The organism is Devosia sp. LjRoot16, assembly GCF_964252795.1.
In the GTDB taxonomy this organism is placed as follows: Bacteria; Pseudomonadota; Alphaproteobacteria; order Rhizobiales; family Devosiaceae; genus Devosia_A.
In genome coordinates this window covers 515,871-538,076 of record NZ_CAXUPH020000003.1, presented here as the reverse complement: position 1 = coordinate 538,076, position 22,206 = coordinate 515,871, and the positions used below count along the sequence as shown (strand labels likewise).

The 22,206-nt window shown below is 66.0% G+C and carries 26 protein-coding genes; 9 read left to right on the top strand and 17 right to left on the bottom strand.

Annotated features, from left to right (window positions below; translation table 11 throughout):
• The first annotated feature begins 24 nt into the window (after window positions 1-24).
• The 5 genes from glgC (at window position 25) to ACSQ23_RS17005 (ending at window position 7,937) form a co-directional block, all read left to right on the top strand.
• The gene (gene glgC / locus ACSQ23_RS17025; RefSeq protein WP_056000773.1) at window positions 25-1,296 is read left to right on the top strand and encodes a glucose-1-phosphate adenylyltransferase; all 1,272 of its coding nucleotides are present in this window, start codon (window positions 25-27) and stop codon (window positions 1,294-1,296) included.
• 15 nt (window positions 1,297-1,311) lie between these two features.
• A complete protein-coding gene (glgA, locus tag ACSQ23_RS17020; RefSeq protein WP_436091417.1) occupies window positions 1,312-2,772 on the top strand; it encodes a glycogen synthase GlgA in 1,461 nt (486 codons plus the stop codon).
• Window positions 2,753-4,384, top strand: a complete 1,632-nt coding sequence (locus ACSQ23_RS17015; protein WP_055880307.1) for an alpha-D-glucose phosphate-specific phosphoglucomutase — start codon at window positions 2,753-2,755, stop codon at window positions 4,382-4,384. The genes glgA and ACSQ23_RS17015 overlap by 20 nt, the downstream gene beginning before the upstream one ends.
• 13 nt (window positions 4,385-4,397) lie before the next feature.
• Complete coding sequence (gene glgX, locus ACSQ23_RS17010) at window positions 4,398-6,551, top strand: glycogen debranching protein GlgX (protein ID WP_436091302.1); 2,154 nt, start codon at window positions 4,398-4,400, stop codon at window positions 6,549-6,551.
• A 72-nt stretch (window positions 6,552-6,623) separates the two neighbouring features.
• Entirely contained in the window at window positions 6,624-7,937 is a 1,314-nt protein-coding gene (locus ACSQ23_RS17005; RefSeq protein ID WP_436091301.1) for a hemolysin family protein, read from the top strand.
• Between the two features lie 10 nt (window positions 7,938-7,947).
• On the opposite strand, the gene ACSQ23_RS17000 is transcribed toward ACSQ23_RS17005, so the two are convergent.
• Window positions 7,948-8,418, bottom strand: a complete 471-nt coding sequence (locus ACSQ23_RS17000; protein ID WP_162247967.1) for a GNAT family N-acetyltransferase — start codon at window positions 8,416-8,418, stop codon at window positions 7,948-7,950.
• Between the two features lie 26 nt (window positions 8,419-8,444).
• The gene (locus ACSQ23_RS16995; RefSeq protein ID WP_055880297.1) at window positions 8,445-8,804 is read right to left on the bottom strand and encodes a MerR family transcriptional regulator; all 360 of its coding nucleotides are present in this window, start codon (window positions 8,802-8,804) and stop codon (window positions 8,445-8,447) included.
• A 75-nt stretch (window positions 8,805-8,879) separates the two neighbouring features.
• On the opposite strand from ACSQ23_RS16995, the gene ACSQ23_RS16990 reads away from it, so the two are divergent.
• Both ACSQ23_RS16990 and ACSQ23_RS16985 read left to right on the top strand, forming a co-directional pair.
• A complete protein-coding gene (locus tag ACSQ23_RS16990) occupies window positions 8,880-9,287 on the top strand; it encodes a hypothetical protein (RefSeq protein WP_436091300.1) in 408 nt (135 codons plus the stop codon).
• Window positions 9,288-9,383: 96 nt separating this feature from the next.
• Complete coding sequence (locus ACSQ23_RS16985) at window positions 9,384-10,100, top strand: metallophosphoesterase (RefSeq protein WP_436091299.1); 717 nt, start codon at window positions 9,384-9,386, stop codon at window positions 10,098-10,100.
• Between the two features lie 133 nt (window positions 10,101-10,233).
• Here ACSQ23_RS16985 and ureG read toward each other — a convergent pair whose 3' ends face one another.
• The 10 genes from ureG to ACSQ23_RS16935 form a co-directional block, all read right to left on the bottom strand.
• Window positions 10,234-10,866 (bottom strand): urease accessory protein UreG, encoded by a 633-nt coding sequence (gene ureG / locus ACSQ23_RS16980; RefSeq protein WP_436091298.1) that lies wholly within the window; start codon window positions 10,864-10,866, stop codon window positions 10,234-10,236.
• Entirely contained in the window at window positions 10,863-11,291 is a 429-nt protein-coding gene (locus tag ACSQ23_RS16975) for a DUF3995 domain-containing protein (protein WP_055880288.1), read from the bottom strand. Before ACSQ23_RS16975 ends, ureG begins: the two co-directional genes overlap by 4 nt.
• On the bottom strand, window positions 11,288-12,142 hold the full coding sequence (locus ACSQ23_RS16970) for an urease accessory protein UreF (RefSeq protein ID WP_436091297.1): 855 nt from the start codon (window positions 12,140-12,142) through the stop codon (window positions 11,288-11,290). Before ACSQ23_RS16970 ends, ACSQ23_RS16975 begins: the two co-directional genes overlap by 4 nt.
• Window positions 12,139-12,612, bottom strand: a complete 474-nt coding sequence (locus tag ACSQ23_RS16965) for an urease accessory protein UreE (RefSeq protein WP_436091296.1) — start codon at window positions 12,610-12,612, stop codon at window positions 12,139-12,141. Before ACSQ23_RS16965 ends, ACSQ23_RS16970 begins: the two co-directional genes overlap by 4 nt.
• Before the next feature lie 53 nt (window positions 12,613-12,665).
• Window positions 12,666-13,253: a hypothetical protein gene (locus tag ACSQ23_RS16960; protein WP_055880280.1), complete on the bottom strand. Its 588-nt coding sequence runs from the start codon at window positions 13,251-13,253 to the stop codon at window positions 12,666-12,668.
• Window positions 13,254-13,260: 7 nt separating this feature from the next.
• Window positions 13,261-13,602, bottom strand: coding sequence for an MliC family protein (locus ACSQ23_RS16955; RefSeq protein WP_436091295.1), 342 nt, complete (start codon window positions 13,600-13,602; stop codon window positions 13,261-13,263).
• A gap of 53 nt (window positions 13,603-13,655) precedes the next feature.
• A complete protein-coding gene (locus ACSQ23_RS16950; protein WP_436091294.1) occupies window positions 13,656-14,858 on the bottom strand; it encodes an MFS transporter in 1,203 nt (400 codons plus the stop codon).
• Between the two features lie 60 nt (window positions 14,859-14,918).
• Window positions 14,919-15,767, bottom strand: a complete 849-nt coding sequence (locus ACSQ23_RS16945; RefSeq protein WP_436091293.1) for an SDR family NAD(P)-dependent oxidoreductase — start codon at window positions 15,765-15,767, stop codon at window positions 14,919-14,921.
• Between the two features lie 63 nt (window positions 15,768-15,830).
• Window positions 15,831-17,540 carry an urease subunit alpha gene (ureC, locus tag ACSQ23_RS16940; protein ID WP_056000741.1) on the bottom strand — a complete coding sequence of 570 codons (1,710 nt, stop codon included), beginning with the start codon at window positions 17,538-17,540 and terminating at the stop codon, window positions 15,831-15,833.
• A gap of 161 nt (window positions 17,541-17,701) precedes the next feature.
• Window positions 17,702-18,103 (bottom strand): hypothetical protein, encoded by a 402-nt coding sequence (locus ACSQ23_RS16935; RefSeq protein WP_436091292.1) that lies wholly within the window; start codon window positions 18,101-18,103, stop codon window positions 17,702-17,704.
• Window positions 18,104-18,233: 130 nt separating this feature from the next.
• On the opposite strand from ACSQ23_RS16935, the gene ACSQ23_RS16930 reads away from it, so the two are divergent.
• Window positions 18,234-18,617: a hypothetical protein gene (locus ACSQ23_RS16930; protein ID WP_436091291.1), complete on the top strand. Its 384-nt coding sequence runs from the start codon at window positions 18,234-18,236 to the stop codon at window positions 18,615-18,617.
• A 205-nt stretch (window positions 18,618-18,822) separates the two neighbouring features.
• Entirely contained in the window at window positions 18,823-19,137 is a 315-nt protein-coding gene (locus tag ACSQ23_RS16925) for a hypothetical protein (protein WP_056000733.1), read from the top strand.
• Window positions 19,138-19,307: 170 nt separating this feature from the next.
• Here ACSQ23_RS16925 and ACSQ23_RS16920 read toward each other — a convergent pair whose 3' ends face one another.
• The 5 genes from ACSQ23_RS16920 to ACSQ23_RS16900 form a co-directional block, all read right to left on the bottom strand.
• A complete protein-coding gene (locus ACSQ23_RS16920; RefSeq protein WP_436091290.1) occupies window positions 19,308-19,619 on the bottom strand; it encodes an urease subunit beta in 312 nt (103 codons plus the stop codon).
• 5 nt (window positions 19,620-19,624) lie between these two features.
• Entirely contained in the window at window positions 19,625-19,927 is a 303-nt protein-coding gene (locus ACSQ23_RS16915) for an urease subunit gamma (RefSeq protein ID WP_055880252.1), read from the bottom strand.
• 8 nt (window positions 19,928-19,935) lie between these two features.
• Window positions 19,936-20,751, bottom strand: coding sequence for an urease accessory protein UreD (locus ACSQ23_RS16910; protein WP_436091289.1), 816 nt, complete (start codon window positions 20,749-20,751; stop codon window positions 19,936-19,938).
• 168 nt (window positions 20,752-20,919) lie between these two features.
• A complete protein-coding gene (gene urtE / locus ACSQ23_RS16905) occupies window positions 20,920-21,624 on the bottom strand; it encodes an urea ABC transporter ATP-binding subunit UrtE (RefSeq protein ID WP_436091288.1) in 705 nt (234 codons plus the stop codon).
• Window positions 21,621-22,151: a hypothetical protein gene (locus tag ACSQ23_RS16900; RefSeq protein WP_056000724.1), complete on the bottom strand. Its 531-nt coding sequence runs from the start codon at window positions 22,149-22,151 to the stop codon at window positions 21,621-21,623. The genes urtE and ACSQ23_RS16900 overlap by 4 nt, the downstream gene beginning before the upstream one ends.
• Window positions 22,152-22,206 lie beyond the last annotated feature (55 nt).

Genomic DNA, 22,206 nt, shown 5'->3' with positions numbered 1-22,206 from the left:
ATCACGCCCCGAGGGGAGGGAAGCATGGCAGACTACCGGACACCATCGCCGCTGGCGCGTGAGGCGATGGCTTATGTGCTGGCGGGGGGACGAGGAACCCGCCTGTTCGAATTGACCGACCGGCGCGCCAAGCCGGCGGTGTATTTCGGCGGCAAGTCCCGCATCATCGATTTCGCGCTCAGTAACGCGCTGAACTCCGGCATCCGACGCATCTCGGTGGCGACGCAGTATCAGGCGCACTCGCTGATCCGGCACCTGCAGCGCGGCTGGAACTTCCTCAGGACCGAGCGAAACGAGAGTTTCGACGTGCTGCCGGCGTCGCAGCGCGTGTCGGAGACGCAGTGGTATGAGGGCACTGCCGATGCTGTGTACCAGAACATGGACATCATCGAGGATTACGGCCCGCGCTACATCGTGCTCCTGGCCGGCGACCACATCTACAAGATGGACTACGAGATCATGCTCCGGCAGCATGTGGACACCGGGGCCGATGTGACGATCGGCTGCCTCGAGGTGCCGCGCATGGAAGCCACCGGCTTCGGCGTGATGGCGGTGGACGGGCGCGACCGGATCGTCGATTTCGTCGAAAAACCAAAGGACCCGCCGGGGATCCCCGACAAGCCGGACTATGCGCTGGCCTCGATGGGCATCTATGTGTTCGAGACGCGCTTCCTGATGGAGCAGCTGCGCCGCGACGCCGCCACCGAAGGCTCGTCACGCGACTTCGGCAAGGACATCATCCCCTATATCGTCAAGAACGGCTCGGCCTGGGCGCATCGCTTCCCGCGCTCCTGCGTCCGTTCGGCCAACGAGGATGTGGCCTATTGGCGCGATGTGGGCACGGTCGATGCTTATTGGAAGGCCAATATCGACCTCTGCGATGTAACCCCGCAGCTCGATCTCTACGATCGCGATTGGCCGATCTGGACCTTTGCCGAGATCACCCCGCCGGCCAAGTTCGTGCACGATTTCGACGGCCGTCGCGGCTCGGCGGTGAACTCGCTGGTCTCCGGCGACTGCATCATCTCGGGTGGTGCGCTCGACCGCACGCTGCTCTCGACCGGCAGCCGGGTGCATTCGTACTCGGAACTGCACGAGGCGGTGGTGCTGCCTTACTGCACCATCGGACGCGGCGCGCGGCTGAAGAAGGTGGTGGTGGATCGCGGCGTGCACGTGCCCGAAGGGTTGGTGGTGGGCGAGGATCCGGCGTTCGACGCGCAGTGGTTCCGGCGCACTGCCGAGGGGGTGACGTTGGTCACCCAGCCGATGATCGACAAGTACCTGGCGAGCAAGTAACTGGCGGAGCAGATGATCGAAGTCCTCTCCGTCGCCTCGGAGGCCTACCCGTTGATCAAGACGGGGGGCCTGGCGGATGTCGTTGGTGCGCTGCCGGCGGCGTTGGCGCCGCACGGCGTATCCATGCGCGTGCTGCTGCCGGGCTATCCCAAGGTGATGACCGGGTTGGCGGACGGCCGACAGGTGCTGTGGTTCGACGATTTGTTCGGCGGCACGGCGCGGCTGGTGGCGGGGCGGGCCAACGGGCTCGATGTGATCGCCATCGACGCACCGCATCTCTACGATCGGCCGGGTAACCCCTATGTGGGGGCTGACGGCAAGGACTGGCCCGACAACTGGCAGCGCTTTGCGGCGCTGAGCTTTGTTGCCTACGAGCTGTCGCGCGGCGCCATCGAAGGCTACAAGCCGGATATCCTCCACTGCCACGACTGGCAGTCGGGGCTGGCGCCGGCCTATGTGGCGTTCAATGCGCCGACCCGGGTGAAGACGGTGATGACCGTTCACAACATCGCCTTTCAGGGGGTGTTCGGCTGGGACGTGTTCAACGGGCTGAGGCTCGACTTTCAGGCGGCCAATAGCGGGGCGATCGAGTATTTCGGCAATATCGGCTACCTCAAGGCCGGGCTGCAGGTGGCCGACGCCGTGACCACGGTGAGCCCGACCTATGCGCATGAGATGCGGACGGCGGCCTATGGCATGGGCCTCGAAGGCCTGCTGCAAAGCCGCGCGGACACCGTCACAGGTATCCTCAACGGCATCGATGCCAGCGAGTGGAACCCAGGCACCGACGCGGCGCTGGCGCAGGTTTACAACCCCAGCAACATTTTCGAGCGGGTCGCCAACAAGCGGGCGCTCGAGCAGCGGTTCGGGCTCGAGCCGGGCGATGGGCCGATCTTCTCAGTGGTCAGCCGGCTGACCTGGCAGAAGGGCCTCGACATGCTGCCGGGCGAGATCGACAGCCTCGTCGCGCATGGCGGGCGGCTGATCGTCCTCGGCTCGGGCGATGCGGCAATCGAGAATGGCTTTGCCGGCGCGGCGCTGCGGCACCCCGGCAAGGTCGGCGTAGTGATCGGCTATGACGAAACGCTCAGCCACCTGATCCAGGGCGGCGCCGACGCGATCCTCATTCCATCGCGGTTCGAACCCTGCGGGCTGACCCAGCTCTATGGCCTGCGCTATGGCTGCATCCCGGTGGTGAGCCGGGTGGGCGGGCTCGCCGACACGGTGATCGATGCCAACGAGGCAGCGGTTGAGGCCGGGGTGGCGACCGGGGTAGTATTCTCGCCGGCCACCGAGGAGGCGCTTGGCGAAGCCATCCGCCGGACCATCGCGCTCTATCAGCGGCCGAAGGTGTGGCACAAGATGCAGCGCCGGGGGATGAAGTCGGACGTCTCCTGGGAACTCAGCGCCGAAAAATATGCCGACCTCTACGCGTCACTCCTGGGGCACAAACTCGATGACGATTCTGACGATTGAGACGAAGCCGTTCGCGGACCAGAAACCCGGCACTTCCGGGCTCCGCAAGCGCGTGACCGTCTTCAGCCAGCCCAACTATGTCGAGAACTTCGTGCAGTCGATCTTCGACTGCCTCGAAGGGATCAAGGGCAAGACGCTGGTGCTGGGCGGCGACGGCCGCTTCTACAACGACGTCGCCATCCAGAAGATCATCAAGATCGCCTCGGCCAACGGGTTCGGCGCGGTGCTGGTGGGGCAGGGCGGGATCCTGTCGACGCCGGCTGCCAGCCACGTCATCCGCCACCACAAGGCGTTCGGCGGGCTGATCCTCTCGGCCAGCCACAACCCGGGCGGACCGGACGGCGATTTCGGCATCAAGTACAACGTCTCGAATGGCGGGCCGGCGCCCGAAAAGATCACCGATGCGGTGTTTGCGCGCTCCAAGGAGATCGACCGCTACCTGATCGTCGATGCGCCCGATGTCGACCTCTCCCGCATCGGCACGCAGCATTCGGCCGGCATGGTGGTCGAGGTAATCGATCCGGTCGCCGACTATGCGGCGTTGATGGAGACGCTGTTCGATTTCGACAAGATCCGCGCCATGTTCGCCGCCGGCTTCACCATGCGGTTCGACGCCATGCACGCGGTCACCGGGCCTTACGCGCACAAGATCCTCGAGGGCATCCTCGGCGCGCCCAAGGGGACGGTGGTCAACGGCACGCCGTCGCCGGATTTCGGCGGTGGGCACCCCGACCCGAACCTGGTCTACGCCAAGGATCTCTACGACCTGATGATGAGCGACAACGCGCCGGATTTCGGCGCCGCGTCGGATGGCGACGGCGACCGCAACCTGATCATCGGCCGCAACCGCTTCGTCACCCCGTCGGATTCGCTCGCCATTCTCGCCGCCAACGCGCCGCATGCGCCGGGCTATGCCGCGGGGATCGCCGGCATTGCGCGCTCAATGCCGACCAGCGCGGCGGCCGATCGCGTCGCCGAGAAGCTCGGCATCGAGATGCACGAGACACCCACCGGCTGGAAGTTCTTCGGCAACCTGCTCGATGCCGGCCGCGTCACCATCTGCGGCGAAGAATCGGCCGGGACCGGCTCAAACCACGTGCGCGAGAAGGATGGGCTGTGGGCGGTGCTGCTCTGGCTCAATGTGCTCGCAGCGCGGCAGCAGAGCGTCGACATGATCGTCCAGGATCACTGGGCCACCTATGGCCGCAACTACTATACCCGGCACGACTACGAAGAGGTGGAGGCGGCGCCGGCCAATGCGCTGATGGACGACCTCAGGGCCAAGCTTCCGGGCCTCGTCGGACAGTCGCTCGAGGGGCGTCCGGTGGCCTATGCCGACGACTTCACCTATCACGACCCGGTGGATGGCTCGACCAGCGGCAAGCAGGGGGTGCGGATCGGCTTTGCCGATGGCAGCCGGATCGTCGTCCGGCTCAGTGGAACCGGGACGGTCGGCGCCACGTTGCGCTTGTACCTTGAACGGTATGAGCCCCCGCATGGACAGCACGATCTCGACACCCAGTCGGCGCTTTCGCCCCTCATTTCCATCGCCGACAGCGTTGCTGGCATCAAGGCCCGCACCGGCCGCGACGCGCCCAGCGTTATCACTTGAAGGCCCGGTAGCCGTGAAACCAGTGTTGGTGCCGGGCGCTGGCAGCCCGGAGAAGCTTGGCGCGACCCTCACCGCCGAGGGCGTGAACTTCGCCGTCTATTCAGAGACGGCGACGGTGATCTGGGTATCGATCTATGACGAGCTCGATCAGGAAACGGCGCGCATCGCGCTCGACGGGCACGAGAACCACATCTGGTTCGGGCTGATCGGCAATATCGGGGCAGGGGCCAAGTACGGGCTGCGCGCCGACGGCCGCTACGATCCCGACCAGGGCTATTTCTTTGATCCCAACAAGCTGCTGGTCGACCCCTATGCGCGGCGGCTCGACCGCCCCTTCGTGCGTTCGCCGCGGCTGCGCCTCAATCGCGATGAGGCGGTGGACACGGCGCCGCTGATCCCCAAGGCGATCGTGCTTGCCGCCGACAACAAGAACGCGGCGCCGCGCCGCAAGACGCCGGGGCTGTTCTATGAGCTCAACGTGCGCGGCTACACCATGCGCCACCCCTCGGTGCAGGGGCCGCTGCGCGGCACATTGGCGGGCCTGACCACCAAGCGAGTGGTGGATCACCTGCGCTATCTCGGCGTCGATACGGTCGAGCTGATGCCGATCGCGGCGTTCATCGACGATGGCCACCTGCCGGCGATGGGGCTCACCAACGCCTGGGGCTACAACCCGGTCAGCTATTTCGCGGTCGACCCGCGCCTCGCGCCACGCGGCCCGCAGGAGTTGCGCAACATGACCGATGTCTACCGCAAGGCGGGCATCTCGGTGATCCTCGACGTGGTCTACAACCATACCGGCGAGGGCGACGCCAACGGGCCGATGCTGAGCCTGATGGGGCTCGACGCCATGACCTACTACCGGTTCGTCGACGCCGGCGGGAAAAAGGTGCTGGTGAACGATGCCGGCACCGGCAACACGCTGCGCGCCGACCACCCGGCGACGCAGCGGCTGGTGATCGAAAGCCTCCGCTACTGGGTGGAGGAAATGGGCGTTTCCGGCTTCCGCTTCGACCTTGCCCCGATCCTGGGGCGCGAGCCGGGGTTCAACCCGAACGCCCGGATGCTGCAGCTGATCAAGGCCGATCCGGTGCTCAGCAAGTCGATCCTCGTGGCCGAGCCGTGGGACCCGGGTCCAGGGGGTTACCAGCTCGGGCAGTTCGGCAAGGAATTCCGCGAGTGGAACGACAGCTACCGCGACGATGTCCGCTCGTTCTGGCGCGGCGACCAGGGCAAGATCGGGGCGCTTGCCGGCAAGGTTGCCGGTTCGGCCGAGATCTTCGACTTTGCGGGCAGGAAGCCCAGCGCTGGCGTCAACATGCTGGCGGTGCATGACGGCTTCACGCTCGCCGATCTTGTCTCCTATCTCGACAAGCACAACGAGGCGAATGGCGAGGGCAACCGCGACGGGCACAACAACAACCACTCGTGGAACTGCGGCGTCGAAGGGCCGACCGACGACGAGAAGATCAACGCCGCACGCCGCCGTGACGTGCGGGCGCTGCTGGCGACGCTGTTTGTGAGCCGTGGCCTGCCGCTGATCCAGCAGGGCGACGAGTTCGGCCGCACCCAGCGCGGCAACAACAATGCCTATGCGCAGGACAACGAAATCACCTGGGTCGACTGGGAGAACGCCGACGGCACGCTGGTGGATTTCGTCTCGGCGTTAGCCGAGTTCCGCCGCATGCATCCGGCGCTGACCCACGACCATTTCCTTTCGGGGCAGACCAAGCACGGCGTGCGCGATGTCGCGTGGCTCCATCCGGATGGGCGCGAGATGAACGAGGGCGACTGGAACGATGCCGGTGCTTCAGTGCTCGGCATGCGGCTGCAAACCGCCGAGGAGGACCTGATCGTGTGGTTCAACCGCCGGATCGACCCGGTGCTGGCGCGGCTGCCCGAGGGCTACTGGACCGTCGGCCTCGTTTCCGACGATCAGGCCGTGCTGCCGGTCGCCGACCGCGCGGCAACCCTGCCGCCCCGCTCGGTGGTGGTGCTGCTCAAGGGGCAGATCCCGCCGAGCAAACCCGAGGTCCCGGTGCCGCCGCAGGAGATCCCGGTGCAGCCGGAAACGCCGCAACCGCCGCCGCAGCCCGACAACGTGCCGGGTGTGCCGCCCGAGGAGCTGCCGAACGACGAGCCGCCAGAGCAAACGCCGACGGAGTAGCGGTGGCGGTTTGGCCGCAGGCCGCCGATGTGACATTGATGGGTCGTTCCAGCATGTTGCACGAGGTTCCGCATGTCACCGTTGCTCGGGCTCATCCTTTTGGCGCTGCTGGTGGGCGCCAGTTCCATCATCTCGATGTCGGAGATTGCGTTTGCCGCGGCGCGCGAGGTGCGGATTCGGGCGCTGGCCGAGGGCGGTGACAGCCGGGCCATCCGCTTCACCGCGCTGCGCGCCGATGCGGGCAACATCATCACGGCGTTCCAGATCGCCATCAACTCGATCTCGATCCTTGCCGGCGTGATCGGCGACGGGCTGGTCGGGCCGATGTTCGCGGATGCGCTGGCCGGCGCCGGGGCAGGGAGCTTTGCCGGACCGGTCGGCTCGATCCTCGCCTTCTGCCTCACCACAACGCTGTTCATCCTGTTCGCCGACCTGATCCCGAAGCGCATCGGCATGCTGATCCCCGAGCAGGTGGCGCTGGCGCTGGTGTGGTTCCCGGAGGGAGCAGTCGCAGTATTGCGGCCGCTGGTCTGGCTGTTCAGCGGCATCTCGGACTGGCTGATCGCCCGGCTGCATCTGGCTCCATCGGGCCCAGCCGACGAGGTGACTACCGAGGATTTCCGCATGATCCTCGCCGGCGGCGAGAAATCCGGCGCCTTGATGAAGAAGGAACGCCGGCTGATCGAGAACGTGCTCGCGCTGGAACTGCGCAGCGTCACCTCGGTGATGACGGTGCGCGACGAGATCGTCTATCTCGACCTCAGCGATCCGCTGGAGGTGCAGCAGGAGAAGGTTCGCCGCCGGCCGTTCTCGCATTATCCGATCTGCGATGGCGGCATCGACGAGGTGATCGGCTGCGTGCGCGCCGAGGACGTGCTGGCGACGGTGATGGACCGCGACGCGCCGGTGGATTTCGCCAAGGCGAGGCGCGATGTGCTGTCGGTGCCGGACACGCTCAATGTCTGGGAGGTGCTGGCCGAATTTCAGGCCAAGGGCACCGGGTTTGCCGTGGTGGTCAGCGAGTATGCGCATGTCGTCGGCGTCGTCACCTTCAAGGACCTGATGGGTGCGCTGATGCAAGGGCTGGCCAACCCGTTCGAGGAAGAGGCGATCATGCGCCGCGACGACGGCAGCTGGCTGGTCGACGGCGTCGCCCCGGTAGTGGACGTGGTGCGCGCCCTCAACATGAAGAGCTTTCCGCACGATGGCGCTTACGAGACCATTGGTGGTTTCATTGTCCACAACCTCCGCCGCGCCGCCCGCAAGGGCGACAAGGTGGAAGCCGGCGGCTACCTGTTCGAGGTGGTCGATGCCGACAAGCTGCGCCTCAACCAGTTGCTGGTGACCAAGCTCGGTTCGAAATCAGGACCACGTGTCGTCTCCTAGAGCGGTCTGCTCAGGCGACGAAGCCCAGCCGCTCATAGAGCCGCCGTGCTCCGGCGTTGGCCGTCACCACCTTCAGCTGCACGATGCTCGCCCCGCGCTCCCGCAGCGCCGTCATTGCGGTCGCCAGCAGCGCCGCGCCGAGGCCTTGGCCGTGCCACTCCGGCGCGACCACCAGGTCTTTGACGAAGCTCGAGGTCCAGCAGAGGCAGAAGCCGACCACCTCGCCCTCCGCCTTGGCGACGAAGCAGAGGGCAGGCTCGAATTCGCTGTCGGCGCGCAAAGCTTCCCACCAATCCAGCCAATCGGGTGTGACGCCGCCGAAGCCGTTGGCGTAGGCGCGTTGCAGCAGGGCGTGGATGGCTTTGACGTCGGCGACATCAAAGGCCGTGAGGCCGGCGCCATCGGGCCATGCCGGGGCAGGGATCGGGGTGGCGAGGTCGCGCTGCAGCGCGATGAAATCCGGGGTCGCCAAGCTTACCAAAATGATGCTCCGTCTAGCGGCAATCGCTACTGCCCGGCGGCGATGAGCGGACAGACATCGGAGAGTCGCCCGGCCAGGTCGTCGCGCAACGCCTTGAGGTCACCGATGCGGGCATCGATGACGGCGATCTTGCCGCGGAGGATCGTTTCGACCCGCTCGGCAGTCAGCCCCTCGCCCTGCAGCAGCGGCAGCTCCGCTTCGATCTCGGCCAAAGTGAAGCCGAGGCGCTGCGCCGTTCGGACATAATCGAGCAGGAACAGCGTGGCTTCCGGATAGTGGCGGTAGCCGTTGGGCCGCCGGCGGGCGCGGATCAGGCCGCGCTTCTCGTAGAAGCGCAATGCGTCGCGGCTCAGCCCCGAGCGTTCGGACAACTCGCCGATCTGCATCGCCATTTCTCCCTTGACCCTGGAGTGCACTCCACCCTCTAGAGCAAATGCATCCCAGGCACAAAGGAGATTTCCATGCTGGATGCACAGGCCTATGCGCGGATCGTCCGCGCCAGCGCGCTCTACGACCTGATCGTAACTGCCCCCTTCGCAACGCCATGGACTTTCGCGCTGTTGGGCTCGCTGCTCGCCGGTATCGATGCGGCACTTGGGCTGCCTGGCAGCATCGAGGCGCCACAAGGCCTCGCCATGCTGATGGGCAACCTGATGGGGTCGGTGGTCCTGGTGTGGTCGGTGGCGCGCTATCGCCTGGGCCTGCAGGTGCTCGGCCGCTACGATGCGGTAGCGCGCTTCCTGTTTGCCGCCTGGCAGATCCATGCTCTCGCCAGCGGCATGAGCTGGGTGGTGCTGCCATTTCTCGCGGTGGAGATCGGCATGGGGATAGCGCAGAGCCTCCCGGTACGGCGGACGCTGCTGGCCTGAAGGGTGAACCGGGCGGGCACAACCGCCTGGCGCGCGCGCTTGCCTCGCAGCCAGGTGCGGGCCAAGTTCACGCGGCAACATTCGCGAGTCCCGCCCATGCTGATTGCGCAACTCAGTGACATCCACCTCGACGGCGTCTCTTCGCTGCAGCGCCTGGACCGGGTGCTGCAATGGGCCGCCGAGTTGAAGCCCGATGCCGTGGCGGTCAGCGGCGACCTCGCCAACAACACGCATGCCGCCAACTATGCCGTGCTGAAGACGCGTCTCGAGGCGCTCGGTGCGCCGGTGCTGGTGGTGCCGGGCAATGTCGATAGCCGCGAGGCGATGCGCGAGGTGTTCGGCGGGCCCGGCGAGGGGCCGCTCAACAGGGTCGTTCAGGTTGGCGATGTCAGGCTGATCGGGCTCGACGTGATCGTGCCGGGTGCGGCGCATGGCGACGCCGCTCCGGTGCTCGGCTGGCTCCAGGCGGAGCTCAATTCCGGTGGTGCGCCGGCGCTGATCTTTCTTCACCAGCATCCGTTCGATTGCGGCATGGACCAGTACGAGACCATCGACTGCCGCAACAAGGAGGGCCTCGCCGCGGTGATCGAGCAGGCCAAGGACACGGTGCTCGGTATCAGCTGCGGGCACCTGCACCGGCCGATGTTCACCCGCTTCGCCGGCGTACCGGCGACGCTGGCGCCGGCGATTGCGCCGATGGGTGGGCTCGCCGCTGAGGGCCGCAAGATGCCGGCGACCGATCCACCGGGCCTCCTGGTGCATCACGTCAAGGGGGCGAACCTCGTCACCCATGTGATCTCGGTCGGCGGGTAGAGCGCTGCACGCTGGAGCCAGGCGTACTGCCCCTTGCCCGTCAACGTGACACCAGTGGTGGGCTCCCCTCACCCCAGCCCCATCCCCAAAGGGGCGAGGGGGCGGTTCGGCGCGGCCGGTGCTGATCCACGCGCTACTCGGCCGCCTGTGCCGCCACGAGCCCACCCTGCTGCTCGATGAAGCCGATGATCTCATCGAGGTTCTCGCGGCGCAGCAGGTCGGCGAAGACGTAGGGCCGGCCTTCGCGCACCTTGATGGTATCGGCTTCCATCACCTCGAGGCTGGCGTTCACATATTGCGCGATATCGGTGTGGGTGACGACCAACAGGTCCGAGCGCGTGATGGCCGGGCCGCCCTTGCGCGGGATTTTTTCGCCCTGCGCTACCGAGATCACGTAGAGCGTGATGTCGGCGAGATCGGGCGAGAACGTCGCGGCGAGATTGTCGCCGCCGGACTCGATCAGGATGATGTCGAGATCGGGGAATTTGCGGTTGAGGTCGGCGATGGCCGCGAGGTTCAGTGAGGCATCTTCGCGGATGGCGGTGTGCGGGCAGCCACCGGTTTCGACGCCGACGATGCGGTCCTCGGAGATCGCCTGCACCCGGTTGAGGATCAGCGCATCTTCCTTGGTGTAGATGTCGTTGGTGACCACCGCCATCGAGTAACGGTCACGCATGGCTTTCAGCAGCATTTCGCAGAGCGTCGTCTTGCCCGAACCGACGGGGCCGCCGATGCCGACGCGGAGGGGGCCGTTGAGCGATTTCATATGAGCCTCATGATGACGAGGATGAGATAGCCGGCGCCGAGCGCCAGGCAGAGCGGGGAGTAGTTCTTGCGGTCGAGCGTGGCGAACGGCTCGACCGAAAAGCGGGCGCGCCAGCCTTCAGTATAGCCGATGGCGCCACGGCCGAGGAACACGGCGGCGAGCAGGACGCCGACCAGCGTCAGCCACCAGCCGCCGGCGCTGTGGTCGGCCAGCGACAGGGCCAGCACGCCGGCGGCGAGCACCAGCAGCGAGACGACGAAAGAGGCGAGCTTGGGTACGCGGGTGACGCCGGGCTTGCCGATCACGGTGCGGGCCAAGAGCTCCGGATCGCGGATCGGCCAGCGGCTGCCGATCGACCACAGGAAGTGGGCAATCGCCACCGCCAGCAGCACGACGAAGATCAGGGCGGCAATCAGCATGCTCATGAACGGAAAATCCTCGGTTCCAGCGTCTCGTGGCGCATCTGCGCGATATCGGCGGCGTAGGCGATTGCGCCGAGGTCGGCAAGGGTTGCCGTGGCCGCGGAGGCAGCGAGTGCCGCGACACGAGGTTCGAGTGCGACGAGGACGCTGAGGCCGTCGGACTGGCCGAGCGGCACGAGGCGGACGGCGACCGAGATCTGGCCATGCACGGTGGCGGTGAGCCAGGCGAGGAGGGTGTCAATGAGCTCGATATCGTGCGCAGCGGCGATAGCGCCGACGGCGATAGGGTAGGGGCAGGGTTGCGGCAGGCGGGCGAGGATGTCGGTCGGCCAGTGTTTTGCGGCGAGCACGTAATTGTCGCCGGTGATGGTGGTCTCCATCCAGCGCTCGCGGCTGGCGGTGAGGGCAAGGCTGAGATCGGCGAGGTCGGAGAGGGCGGTAGCCCGGTCCCCATAGCCGGTGGCTGTGGACCCCCACCCCTGTCCCCTCCCCGCAAGGGGGAGGGAGACGCCGTCAGCATGCTCGGTGCCAGTTGGACGAAGACTTCCAAGCGCAGGTCTCCCTCCCCCTTGCGGGGAGGGGACAGGGGTGGGGGGCGGCTCGCGCCGGCCGGTCGTTCCGGCTCCAAGCGCAGTCTCTCCTGCCGCCCGCCACGCCTGCGCCAGCAGGATCGCGTCCGTGCGTATTCCCCCATGCGCCAGCGCGCCTTCGATCCAGTTCTGCAAGCGTTCGGAATCAGTTACGCGACGATCTGCAATTGCCGTCTCAAGTCCGGCCGACCAGGCGAAGGCCCCCACTGGAAAAGCGGGGGAGAGCCAGGTGATGAGCTTCTGCAGCGCAGCGGGATCGGTCATCGGTTGATGAGGGCGTGCTGCGGCTCGCCGTGGCTGTGCGCATAGGCGCCGTCCTCGGGGTGGAACGGTTCCGAGATATCGGTGACGGTGGCGCCGAGGCCGCGCAGCATGTCGCGGATCACGTGATCGCGCAGGATCAGCACCCGTTCGGCCTCGATCTGCGTCTTGAGGTGGCGGTTGCCCAGGTGCCAGCAGAGCCGCATCAGGTGAATAGGGTCGCGGCCGCGAACATCGTAGAGCGGCTCCTCGCCGGCGATGATCTGGACCAGCCGGCCGTCGTCGAGCTTGAGCACCGAGCGGTCGGCGAGGGTGACGGGTTCGGGGAAATCGACCAGTACGGTGTCGCCATGCACCAGGGTCAGCATGCGGCGGCGCACACGGCGCTCGTCATGCAGCAGGATGGCGAGATCAAAGGGAGTACCGGCGGCGCCTGTCGGCAAATAGCCAACCGCGCGAAAGGTTTGCGGCATCGTCAAACTACCAAGTCTTCGAGGCTTCCCAACCTTCAGCCGAGCTTAGCCGGTCAGCCGCGGGTTTCAAAGTAGAAGCCGATCGACCAGGCCTGATAAATCAGGTGCGTCACCACGAAGGCGAGGTGGTAGCGCCGGTTCGGCGTCCAGATGGCGATGGCCGAGAGCAGCAGCCCGACCGGGATCTGCGCGATGTAGAGCAGGTCCATCGCCTGGAAATACGGAGCGCCCTTGATCAGCGTGTCGGTCAGGTCGAGCAGGAAGGTGAGCCCGAAAATGCCGAAGAACCAGTGCCGGCGCTTGATGAAGAAATCTTCGTAGCCGTCATATTCGCTGAGGTTGTCGGGGAACAGCAGAGCGGCGAGCGCGAACAGCGTCACCGCATAGCCGATCAGGAAGATGAAGATGCCGAAGTTCCAGCTCGGCAGGCGCGCCAGATCGTATTCCCACCACCAGAACAGGATGAGCTCGACGCTCATCGACACCACCCAGAGCAGGTGGATGAGCGACAGCTTGGCGCGCTTGGGGTGCTGGATCAGGCCGGCCGCGCCCATCAGCAGGCGCGTCAGGCCGAGGCCAATGACCGTTCCCATGACGATGCGCACATGGATGAACACATCGTGGGCGGTGCCAGTGTCCATCGCAGCCTCAGGGGGTGTTGCTGACTTCCGAGCAGCTTACCGGGGTTTGCGGATCGGCCATCAGGTCGGTGAAGGTGGCCTCGCTGCCCTTGGTCCAGAACTCGTACTGGCCGGCGACATACCTGGCGCCCGAGGCGGCCATGACGTTGACGAAGACGAGCTTTTCCGGACCCACCGGCACGATGGCGATGAAGTTCGGCTTGGCGTTGATGAAATCCACCGCGAAGGGCTCGAGCCCCTCGCACTGATACTGGTGGGTGGTGCGCTCGAAATCGCCGGCGAGGTTCAGCACGACCTGGGCCGAGACATCGACGTTCTGCATCATGGCGGCAGTGGCTAGAGCTTCCATCGTCTGGTCCTCCTCGGAACTGGCTGAGCCTACCCGATTCGCTGTGGCGGATTTCAGTCGGCTTCCGCCGGGGCCGGAGGGGCTGAGGTACGGCGATGCCGCAGCACCAGCAGCCCGAGGCTCAGCAGCGCGCTGAGCGACAGCCCCGCCGCTACCCACAGCGCGGCATCGCTGCCCGGGCCGGCGAGGATCGCGGCAAACAGCGGCGGCGCGCAGGCGAAGCTGAGGTTGAGCGGCAGCGCCAGCATCGAGGAAGCGCGGGCGTAGGCGGCAGGCGGGAACAGGTCGAGCGGCATGGTCGAACGGGCGACGGCCAAGACGCCGCTCGAAAGCCCATAGATCGCGACGAAGGCAGTGGCCGCCGGCGCGCCCGTGCCGACGATCAGCACGGCAAAGCTGAGCGGCAGCGCGGCTGCCGCCATGAGCCCGGTGGCGAGGCTGTTCCAGCGTTTGCCGGCAGCGAAATCGACCAGCCGCGCCAACAGCGCCGTGACACCGATGAACGAGGCGACGAGTACCGCGGTGCCATGCTCGAGGCCGCGCCCTTCGAACAGGGTGATGATGGTGAGCGAAAAGCCCCAGGTGACGATGCCGTTGGCGGCGCTGGCGAAGGCAAGGAGTGCGAAGGCGACGCGGTCGAGCGATGGGATGGGGCCGGTGGCTGGCCGCTTCGCTGCTCCGCCCGGGCGCTTCGCCAGCAGCAGCCAGTAGATCGGCGCGGCGACGACGAGCAGCAGCGCTGCGCCGACCAGTGTCGCGGTGCGCCAGCCGAACACTGCCTGCAGCGCGCCGAGCAGCGGCCAGGACAGCGTGGTCGAAAGCCCTCCGAAGATCAGCAGCGCGCCGATCGCCTGCCGGGCCCGGGCGCCGGCCCATTCGGCGACGCCGATCTGCATGGCGGTGGTCAGCGTGCCCGCGCCGGCGAAGCCGACCAGCATCCAGCCGGCGAAGTAACTCCATGGCGCGGTCGCGCTGGCGATCACCGCCAGCCCAAGTGCCGCGACGGCAGTGCTCGAGGTCATCACCAGACGCGCGCCAAAGCGCTCGAACAGGCGAAGGAACGGCACTGCCGCGGCCGCCATCACCACCAGCATTACCGTCGGGCCGGCCATCACCGCGGGGTAGGGTAGGGCCAGCGTCTCGGCCATGGCGCTGCCGGTGATCGCCGGCAGGTTGAAGGTCATGCCCCAGCACACCGCCTGGGCGAGGGCAAAGGCGGCAATCGTCAGCGGCAGGCGGGGAGGAGATTCGGACATCATTGGCTCGGCAGAAGCCGGCCACCAATCACGGCGAGATTTCAGCCGTGTGACAGGAGCCTAGACCGTCTCCAGCGTATTGGGGCGGGGCTGGTAGCCGTCGATATCGGCGTAGCCATACTCGAGGGCGAGGTCGGCGCTGGTGAAGACGCGGCCGGATTTCTGCAGCAGCGCCGGGTCGGCGGCGAGGTGGGCGACGGCGCGGCCCTGGAACTGCGGGCTTTCGGAGTTCGACATGTCGAAATACTGGGCGTTCTTCAGCACCTCCTCGGTGCGGACGAGGCCGGGATAGAGCGCGATGGCGGCGACATCGAACTCGCGCATCTGGTGGGCGACATCGGCCGCCAGCTTGTCCATGGCAGCCTTGGAGACGCCATAGACGGCGTTCTGCATGAACTTCTGCGCCGCCCAGAACGAGATGTTGACGATGAGGCCGGAGCGCTGCCGTGCCATCGCTTCGGTGGCGACGCGGATGGCGCACCAGGAGGAGCGCACGCCGACGCCGATCATGGCGTCCCAGCGCCACATCGGCTGCTGCCAGATCGGATCGACCCAGGTGAAGCGGTTGTCCTCCACCATGCGCTCGTAGCCGGGCCAGGCGGAGTTGACGAGGATATCGAGCCGGCCCTCGTCGGCCAGCACGCGATGCACCACCGCCTCGGTCTCGACGTCATAGGCATGGTCGACCCGGTGAGCGACACAGCGGCCGGGATACTTGCCGGATTCACCGAGCACCGAGGCGAGCGATCCAGCCCGATCAAGCCCCTCGGGATGCTCGCCGTCCCGCACCGTGCGGCCGGTGATGTGCACCGTGGCGCCCGCCTCGAGCAGCCCCAGCGCTACACCACGGCCGACGCCGCGGCTGGCCCCGGTAACGAGGCAGACCTTGCCCGTGAGATCGACCGCCATGCTGTTACCCTCGACTCAATGAGGAGAACATAGCATGAACAGATGTGCCAAGATAAGGCCGAGCTAGAACAGGAAGTAGCGCTGCGCCATCGGCAGCACCGTTGCCGGCTCGCAGGTCAGCAGTTCGCCGTCGGCCCGTACCTCATAGGTCTCGGGGTCGACGTCGATATCAGGGGTGGCTGAATTGTGGATCATCGAGGCCTTGCTGATGCCGCCCCGGGTGTTTTCGACCGGCAGCATGCCCTTGGCAACGCCGAGTGTGGCTTGCAGGCCATTGTCGTAAGCGGCCTGGCTGATGAAGGTCACCGAGGAGTTGGTCCTCAGCTTGCCATAGGCGCCGAACATCGGGCGGTAGTGCATCGGCTGCGGGGTGGGAATCGAGGCATTGGGATCGCCCATCGGCGCGGCGGCGATCGAGCCACCCATGATCACCATTTCGGGCTTCACGCCGAAAAAGGCCGGCGTCCACATCACGAGGTCTGCGCGCTTGCCCACTTCCACCGAGCCGATGTGACGGCTCAATCCCTGCGCGATAGCCGGGTTGATGGTGTATTTGGCGATGAAGCGCTTGACCCGGAAATTGTCGTTGTCGCCGGTCTCCTCGGGTAGCCGCCCGCGCTGGCGCTTCATCTTGTCGGCGGTCTGCCAGGTGCGGATGATCACTTCGCCGACTCGGCCCATGGCCTGGCTGTCGGACGAGATCATCGAGAAGGCGCCGATATCGTGGAGGATATCCTCGGCCGCGATGGTCTCCTTGCGGATGCGGCTCTCGGCGAAGGCGACATCCTCGGCGATGGCGGGGCTCAGATGGTGGCAGACCATCAGCATATCGAGATGCTCGGCCAGCGTGTTCACCGTGTAGGGACGCGTCGGGTTGGTCGAGGAGGGGAGCACGTTGGGGAGGCTCGCCACCTTGATGATATCGGGGGCATGGCCGCCGCCGGCGCCCTCGGTGTGGAAGGCGTGGATGGTGCGGCCCTTGAAGGCGCGCACGGTATCCTCGACGAAGCCGGATTCGTTCAGTGTGTCGGTGTGGATCATCACCTGCACGTCGAAGGCGTCGGCGACGGCGAGGCAGTTGTCGATCGTCGCCGGCGTGGTGCCCCAGTCCTCGTGCAGCTTCATCGACGAGGCGCCGGCGAGGATCATCTCCTCGAGCGGAGCGGGAAGCGAGGCGTTACCCTTGCCGGCGAGGCCGAGGTTCATCGGGAAGGCGTCAAAGCTCTCGATCATCCGGTGGATGTGCCAGGCGCCGGTGCAGGTGGTGGCGAGCGTGCCATGCGCCGGGCCGGTGCCGCCGCCGATCATGGTGGTGATGCCCGACATCAGGGCTTCTTCGATCTGCTGCGGGGCGATGAAATGGATATGCGCATCCATGCCGCCGGCGGTGATGATGCGGCCCTCCGAGGCGATCACCTCGGTCGATGGCCCGATGATGATGTCGACATTGGGCTGGGTGTCGGGGTTGCCGGCCTTGCCGATGGCGTGGATCCGCCCGTCGCGGAGGCCAATGTCGGCCTTGTAGATGCCGGTGTGATCGATGATCAGCGCATTGGTGATCACCGTATCGACAGCTCCCGCGGCGCGGGTAACTTGGCTTTGGCCCATGCCATCGCGGATCACCTTGCCGCCCCCGAACTTCACCTCTTCGCCGTAGGTGGTGAGGTCCTTTTCGACCTCGATGAACAGCTCCGTATCGGCCAGCCGCACCCTGTCGCCGGTGGTCGGCCCATACATCTGGGCGTAGGTCGAGCGGGAGATGCGAGCGGGCATGATGGTCCTTCCAGGCGAAGCAGAGGACGGTCGTTCGACCGCCTCGGGAGGACGGCAGTCGCACCGCCTCGAGGACGCTAGTTGAACCGCCTAATAGTTAGGCTGTCCAGCCATCTGACGCGAAAATCGGCAGTGAAGCTCGGCCGATGTCGCGCAGCCGATCAGTTCGGCTTCGGCGCCGTCGCCTGTGCCTTGCGGTAGGCGGCGATGAGGAAGCCGAGCATCTCGTCGAGCAGGCCGTCGCCGGCGCGGATCTCGGGGTCGTTCTGGGTGCGGGCAATCAGCGAGATGGCGAGCACCTGGATGGCGTAGGCGTGCTTGGCCTTGCCGTCTTTGTGGAAGTCGTTGCCCTGCTTCTGGAAATCACCGAGCAGCTTGTCGTAGGCCACACGGCCCATATTGGCCTTGTAGGCGGCCCAGCCCGGCTGTTTGGCCCGATCGACGAGGCGCGCCGCGAGGCTGCCGATCAGGAACATCGCCTCGGGATCCTTGCCGCCATTGCTGCGCAAGTCCTGCAGCACGGCCACGAAGCGCTCCTTGAAATCTTCTTCTTTGCTGGCCATCGCCGTCCTGCCCATTGAAAACGGCGCATCCCTAGCCGAAATCTCTGGCGATTGCCAAAGCTCTGTGGCGCTCTGTCCGGATTTTGCCACAGCCCGCTGTTCTATTGGCGCTACCTGTTTGGAGGCTCACATGAAATCCCGATTCGTCGCCGCGCTCGCCGCCACTCTGCTGATGGCCGCGCCACAGCTTGCCCACGCGCAGAACATGGATATCGTCCAGATCATCTCGGGGATTGGCGGAACCGAATTCCTGCACGATGCCGGCCGGGCCGACAGCGCCGCTGGTCTGCGCGTCGTGCGTCTCTCCAGCCTCGCCGGGGCGGAGATGAATGCGGACCTCTTGGCCCGGTCGCTCGAGATCAAGCAGCGCGACGTGGGCTACCTGCAGGGGAACCTCGTGATCAACCCGCTGGCGATGAGCGCCATCCGCAATTCCGGCGTCAGCCTCGGCCAGATCGTTTCGATCGATCTCGCGGGCGACGGCGGTGGGGTCCTCTACGCCGACGACCTCTGATCGCAAGGTTTCGCACGATCTGATCGCAAGGTTTCGCACGATCTGATCGTAAGGTTTCGCACGATCCCTGATCGTAAGGTTTCGCACGATCCCTGAGGGCGGGTTCCCGTGCATGGCGCACAAGATAGTGTGAACGGGCAGAGGGAAACCTCTGCCCACTTCACGCGTATCCCCAGTGTGGTTTTATGACCAATGGAGATAAAAGATGTTGAATCTCAAGGCTATTGCAGTCGCCGCCGCCCTTACCCTTTCGACCGCCGGCCTGGCCATGGCGGCCGAAGGCAGCGCAATGGACGCGTTGACCTCGGCGACGACGGTCAGCTTCAAGGCCGTGACCGCTGCCGAGCTCAATCCTCTGAGCCCGGGCTATCAAGAGGTCGATCTCGACTCGCTGAAGGCCCGTATCCAGGGCAGCCCGGCGCTGCTCGCCCAGCTCGAAAGCTTCGGCGCGACGCTTGACGACGTCGTGGGCATCACCGGTACCGATGCGACCGACGTGACCATCCTGGTCCAGGGCTAACCACTCCCTGTTCCATACGAAGGGCCGGGCTCGATGCCCGGCCTTTTCGCGTCTGGATGCGCCGCGTTAGAGTGCTTTCAGGAAAAGTTGCAGACTTTTCCGGTTCGAAAGCGCGACAAGAACAATGACTTAGATCCTTTTCGCCGTTCCACTTGAACGGTGAAAAGGATCTAGAGCTTCCCCATCACCTTCTGCTGGAAGCCGTAGATAATGCGGTTGCCCGAGAGCGGCACCAGCCGCACCTCGCGGGCCTGTCCCGGCTCAAAGCGCACGGCGGTGCCGGCGGCGATATCGAGCCGCATGCCGCGGGCCTTTTCGCGGTCGAAGCTCAGGCCCGCATTGGTCTCGTAGAAGTGGTAATGCGAGCCGACCTGGATCGGCCGATCGCCGGTGTTGGCGACCTCGAGGGTGATTTGCGGCGCGCCGACATTGAGCTCGATGTCGCCGGGGACGGTGGTGATTTCGCCTGGGATGAGAGCCATGTCGCTTACCGGATCGGTTCGTGGACGGTGACCAGCTTGGTGCCGTCGGGGAAGGTGGCTTCGACCTGCACGTCGTGGATCATTTCGGCAATGCCTTCCATCACTTGGGCGCGGCTCACCACATGGGCGCCGGCTTCCATCAGGTCGGCAACCGAGCGGCCGTCGCGGGCGCCTTCGACGACATAGTCGGTGATCAGCGCGATGGCCTCGGGGTGGTTGAGCTTCACGCCACGCTCGAGGCGCTTGCGGGCCACGATGGCGGCCATGGCGATGAGCAGCTTGTCTTTCTCGCGGGGCGTCAGGTTCATCGAGTATCCTAGAGATGCCAGAGGCGGGGCAGGGTGCCGGCGCCGGAGAGCTTTGCGATTATTGGGGTAATGATCCGGCGCAGCGCAAGCCCTGAGGGCGCCATGGCGCGGACGACGAGGCGCTCGCCGATGACGCTGGCGGCGGAGTTGCCAGTACAGAGGGCGCGGACCGGCTCGAGCCTGCGCTCCGCTTCGGCGCCGACATAGAGCAGGGTGGCGAAAGCGCCGGCGCCGGCCAGCAGCGACAGGCCGTCGCGCTCGAGCGGATCGGTGCTGAGGCGGGTCGCTTCGGCATGGAGCAGCCGGCCGCCGCGGCGAATGCGCCAATTATCGGTGAGCCGGGCGCCGCGGGCGGCTTCACCCATGGCCTCGCGGCCGAGGATGATCGCCTCGATGGCGAAGAAACTGGCGTCGGGAGCGAGGTCGACGTCGAGGCTGCGGTTGAGCCGGCCGCCTTCGTAGAGGATGGTCTCCTGTGGCAGCCAGTCGAGATGCGCCCCGGCCCCGACTTCGAGCCGGGTGCTGACCGAGGCATCGTCGCCGAGCGAGCGATAGACCCGCTCGCAGGCCTGGGTGGTGAGCACCATCCTGGCGCCGGGCGCGGCCTTGGCTTCCCAGGCAACGTCATCGCCGCCGGTCAGCCCGCCGGCGGTGTTGATCAGTACGGCTTGCAGGCTCGGGTCATGCGTATGGGGCAGGCGGATCTTGGCGCAACCCTCCTGGTACAGAGTGGTCAGGCGGGTGCGGCCGTCGAGCACCTGGGTGGCGATGCGGCCGACGCCGCGGGCGCGCTGATGGCGGATGGTCGGGGAGACGGCGTTCATGGCTCGCCTCGGGAGCCGGTGGCCGCGGCCCCCCACCCCTGTCCTCTCCCCCCAAGGGAGGCAGAAGACCAAAACACCAGCGCCCGTGCCGGCGTCTCCCTCCCCCTGTTTGGGGGGAGGGGACAGGGGTGGGGGGCAGCTCGCACCGGAAGTGAGGACACGCGTTCCCTACACCATCAGATGCCGGCGCACCTCGGGGAGGTCGAGGTCGGCGGCGGGGCCGGCATGCATGATTTCACCGCGATCCATGATGTAGATGTCGTCGGCGATCTCGCGGCAGAAGTCCAGGTACTGCTCGACCAGGAGGATGGTCATGCCCTTCTGGTCGCGCAGGAACTGCAGCGCCCGACCGATATCCTTGATGATCGAGGGCTGGATGCCCTCGGTTGGCTCGTCGAGCACCAGCACCTTGGGCCGTGTCACCAGGGCACGGCCGATGGCGAGCTGCTGCTGCTGCCCGCCTGAGAGGTCGCCGCCGCGGCGGCCAAGCATCGATTTGAGGATCGGGAACAGCTCGTAGATGTAATCCGGCACATTGCGTTCAGCCGCCTTCAGCGGTGCGTAGCCGGTTTCGAGGTTCTCCTTGACCGTCAGCAGCGGGAAAACCTCTCGCCCTTGCGGCACGTAGCCGATGCCGAGCCTGGCCCGCTTGTAGGGCGGGGCCTTCTTCAGCACCTCGTCGTTGAAAACGATCTCGCCCGAGGAAATGTTGTTGATGCCGGTGACGGCGCGCAGCGTCGAGGATTTGCCGACGCCGTTGCGGCCGAGCACAGCGGTGATCCGTCCGGGCTTCGCCTCGATGCTGATACCACGCAAGGCTTGTGCCGCGCCGTAGTGGAGGCCGATGTCACGGATGGAAAGGGCGGTGGTCATCGGTTCTGCTCCGGGCCCAAAGCTGTCCGCAGCGTCACGAGAGTCAGCTTCTGGTTGTGATCATCGCCCTCGCCGAGACCGGCGATGGTCTCGGCCATAACGATGAGATCGGCGCGCTCCTCGCGCGTCAGCTTCTGGCGCCACAGCGGCTTGAAGCGACGCACCACATCGCGTGCATCGGCGACGTCGCGGGCCGCCCATTGCGCGTAGGAGACGACCTCGTCGAGGTCGGTATCCGCGACGATCCGGCCGAGCTCTTCACGGATCCTCGGTTCGGCAAGATGCAGGGCGTCGCGCTTCTCGTTGGCGAGCGCGTGGAGGAACACCGCCGCAGCAAGCGCCGGGTCTTCGATCGAAGCGAGCGCCGAGCCCTCGGCCTTCTTCCTGAAATTGTTCATCCGGATGCGGCCCTGGACCCGGCCGACCACGCTTCCGACGTCGTCGACCACCTCCTTGGCCGCCTTGGCGCGCCAATACCACACACCCGCGGCAGCAATGATGCCGACGACAATTGCCAGAATATGCATTCCATTATCCCCAAGCCGCGCCTTCGGTCGCGTGATCGCCGGGGATATTGAAGAG

Coding starts and splice junctions, on each gene's coding strand:
- glgC (WP_056000773.1), top strand. CDS start 25: ATGGCAGACTACCGGACACCATCGCCGCTGGCGCGTGAGGCGATGGCT.
- ACSQ23_RS17015 (WP_055880307.1), top strand. CDS start 2,753: ATGACGATTCTGACGATTGAGACGAAGCCGTTCGCGGACCAGAAACCC.
- ACSQ23_RS17005 (WP_436091301.1), top strand. CDS start 6,624: ATGTCACCGTTGCTCGGGCTCATCCTTTTGGCGCTGCTGGTGGGCGCC.
- ACSQ23_RS16995 (WP_055880297.1), bottom strand. CDS start 8,804: ATGCAGATCGGCGAGTTGTCCGAACGCTCGGGGCTGAGCCGCGACGCA.
- ACSQ23_RS16990 (WP_436091300.1), top strand. CDS start 8,880: ATGCTGGATGCACAGGCCTATGCGCGGATCGTCCGCGCCAGCGCGCTC.
- ACSQ23_RS16985 (WP_436091299.1), top strand. CDS start 9,384: ATGCTGATTGCGCAACTCAGTGACATCCACCTCGACGGCGTCTCTTCG.
- ureG (WP_436091298.1), bottom strand. CDS start 10,866: ATGAAATCGCTCAACGGCCCCCTCCGCGTCGGCATCGGCGGCCCCGTC.
- ACSQ23_RS16975 (WP_055880288.1), bottom strand. CDS start 11,291: ATGAGCATGCTGATTGCCGCCCTGATCTTCGTCGTGCTGCTGGCGGTG.
- ACSQ23_RS16970 (WP_436091297.1), bottom strand. CDS start 12,142: ATGACCGATCCCGCTGCGCTGCAGAAGCTCATCACCTGGCTCTCCCCC.
- ACSQ23_RS16965 (WP_436091296.1), bottom strand. CDS start 12,612: ATGCCGCAAACCTTTCGCGCGGTTGGCTATTTGCCGACAGGCGCCGCC.
- ACSQ23_RS16960 (WP_055880280.1), bottom strand. CDS start 13,253: ATGGACACTGGCACCGCCCACGATGTGTTCATCCATGTGCGCATCGTC.
- ACSQ23_RS16955 (WP_436091295.1), bottom strand. CDS start 13,602: ATGGAAGCTCTAGCCACTGCCGCCATGATGCAGAACGTCGATGTCTCG.
- ACSQ23_RS16950 (WP_436091294.1), bottom strand. CDS start 14,858: ATGTCCGAATCTCCTCCCCGCCTGCCGCTGACGATTGCCGCCTTTGCC.
- ACSQ23_RS16945 (WP_436091293.1), bottom strand. CDS start 15,767: ATGGCGGTCGATCTCACGGGCAAGGTCTGCCTCGTTACCGGGGCCAGC.
- ureC (WP_056000741.1), bottom strand. CDS start 17,540: ATGCCCGCTCGCATCTCCCGCTCGACCTACGCCCAGATGTATGGGCCG.
- ACSQ23_RS16935 (WP_436091292.1), bottom strand. CDS start 18,103: ATGGCCAGCAAAGAAGAAGATTTCAAGGAGCGCTTCGTGGCCGTGCTG.
- ACSQ23_RS16930 (WP_436091291.1), top strand. CDS start 18,234: ATGAAATCCCGATTCGTCGCCGCGCTCGCCGCCACTCTGCTGATGGCC.
- ACSQ23_RS16925 (WP_056000733.1), top strand. CDS start 18,823: ATGTTGAATCTCAAGGCTATTGCAGTCGCCGCCGCCCTTACCCTTTCG.
- ACSQ23_RS16920 (WP_436091290.1), bottom strand. CDS start 19,619: ATGGCTCTCATCCCAGGCGAAATCACCACCGTCCCCGGCGACATCGAG.
- ACSQ23_RS16915 (WP_055880252.1), bottom strand. CDS start 19,927: ATGAACCTGACGCCCCGCGAGAAAGACAAGCTGCTCATCGCCATGGCC.
- ACSQ23_RS16910 (WP_436091289.1), bottom strand. CDS start 20,751: ATGAACGCCGTCTCCCCGACCATCCGCCATCAGCGCGCCCGCGGCGTC.
- urtE (WP_436091288.1), bottom strand. CDS start 21,624: ATGACCACCGCCCTTTCCATCCGTGACATCGGCCTCCACTACGGCGCG.
- ACSQ23_RS16900 (WP_056000724.1), bottom strand. CDS start 22,151: ATGCATATTCTGGCAATTGTCGTCGGCATCATTGCTGCCGCGGGTGTG.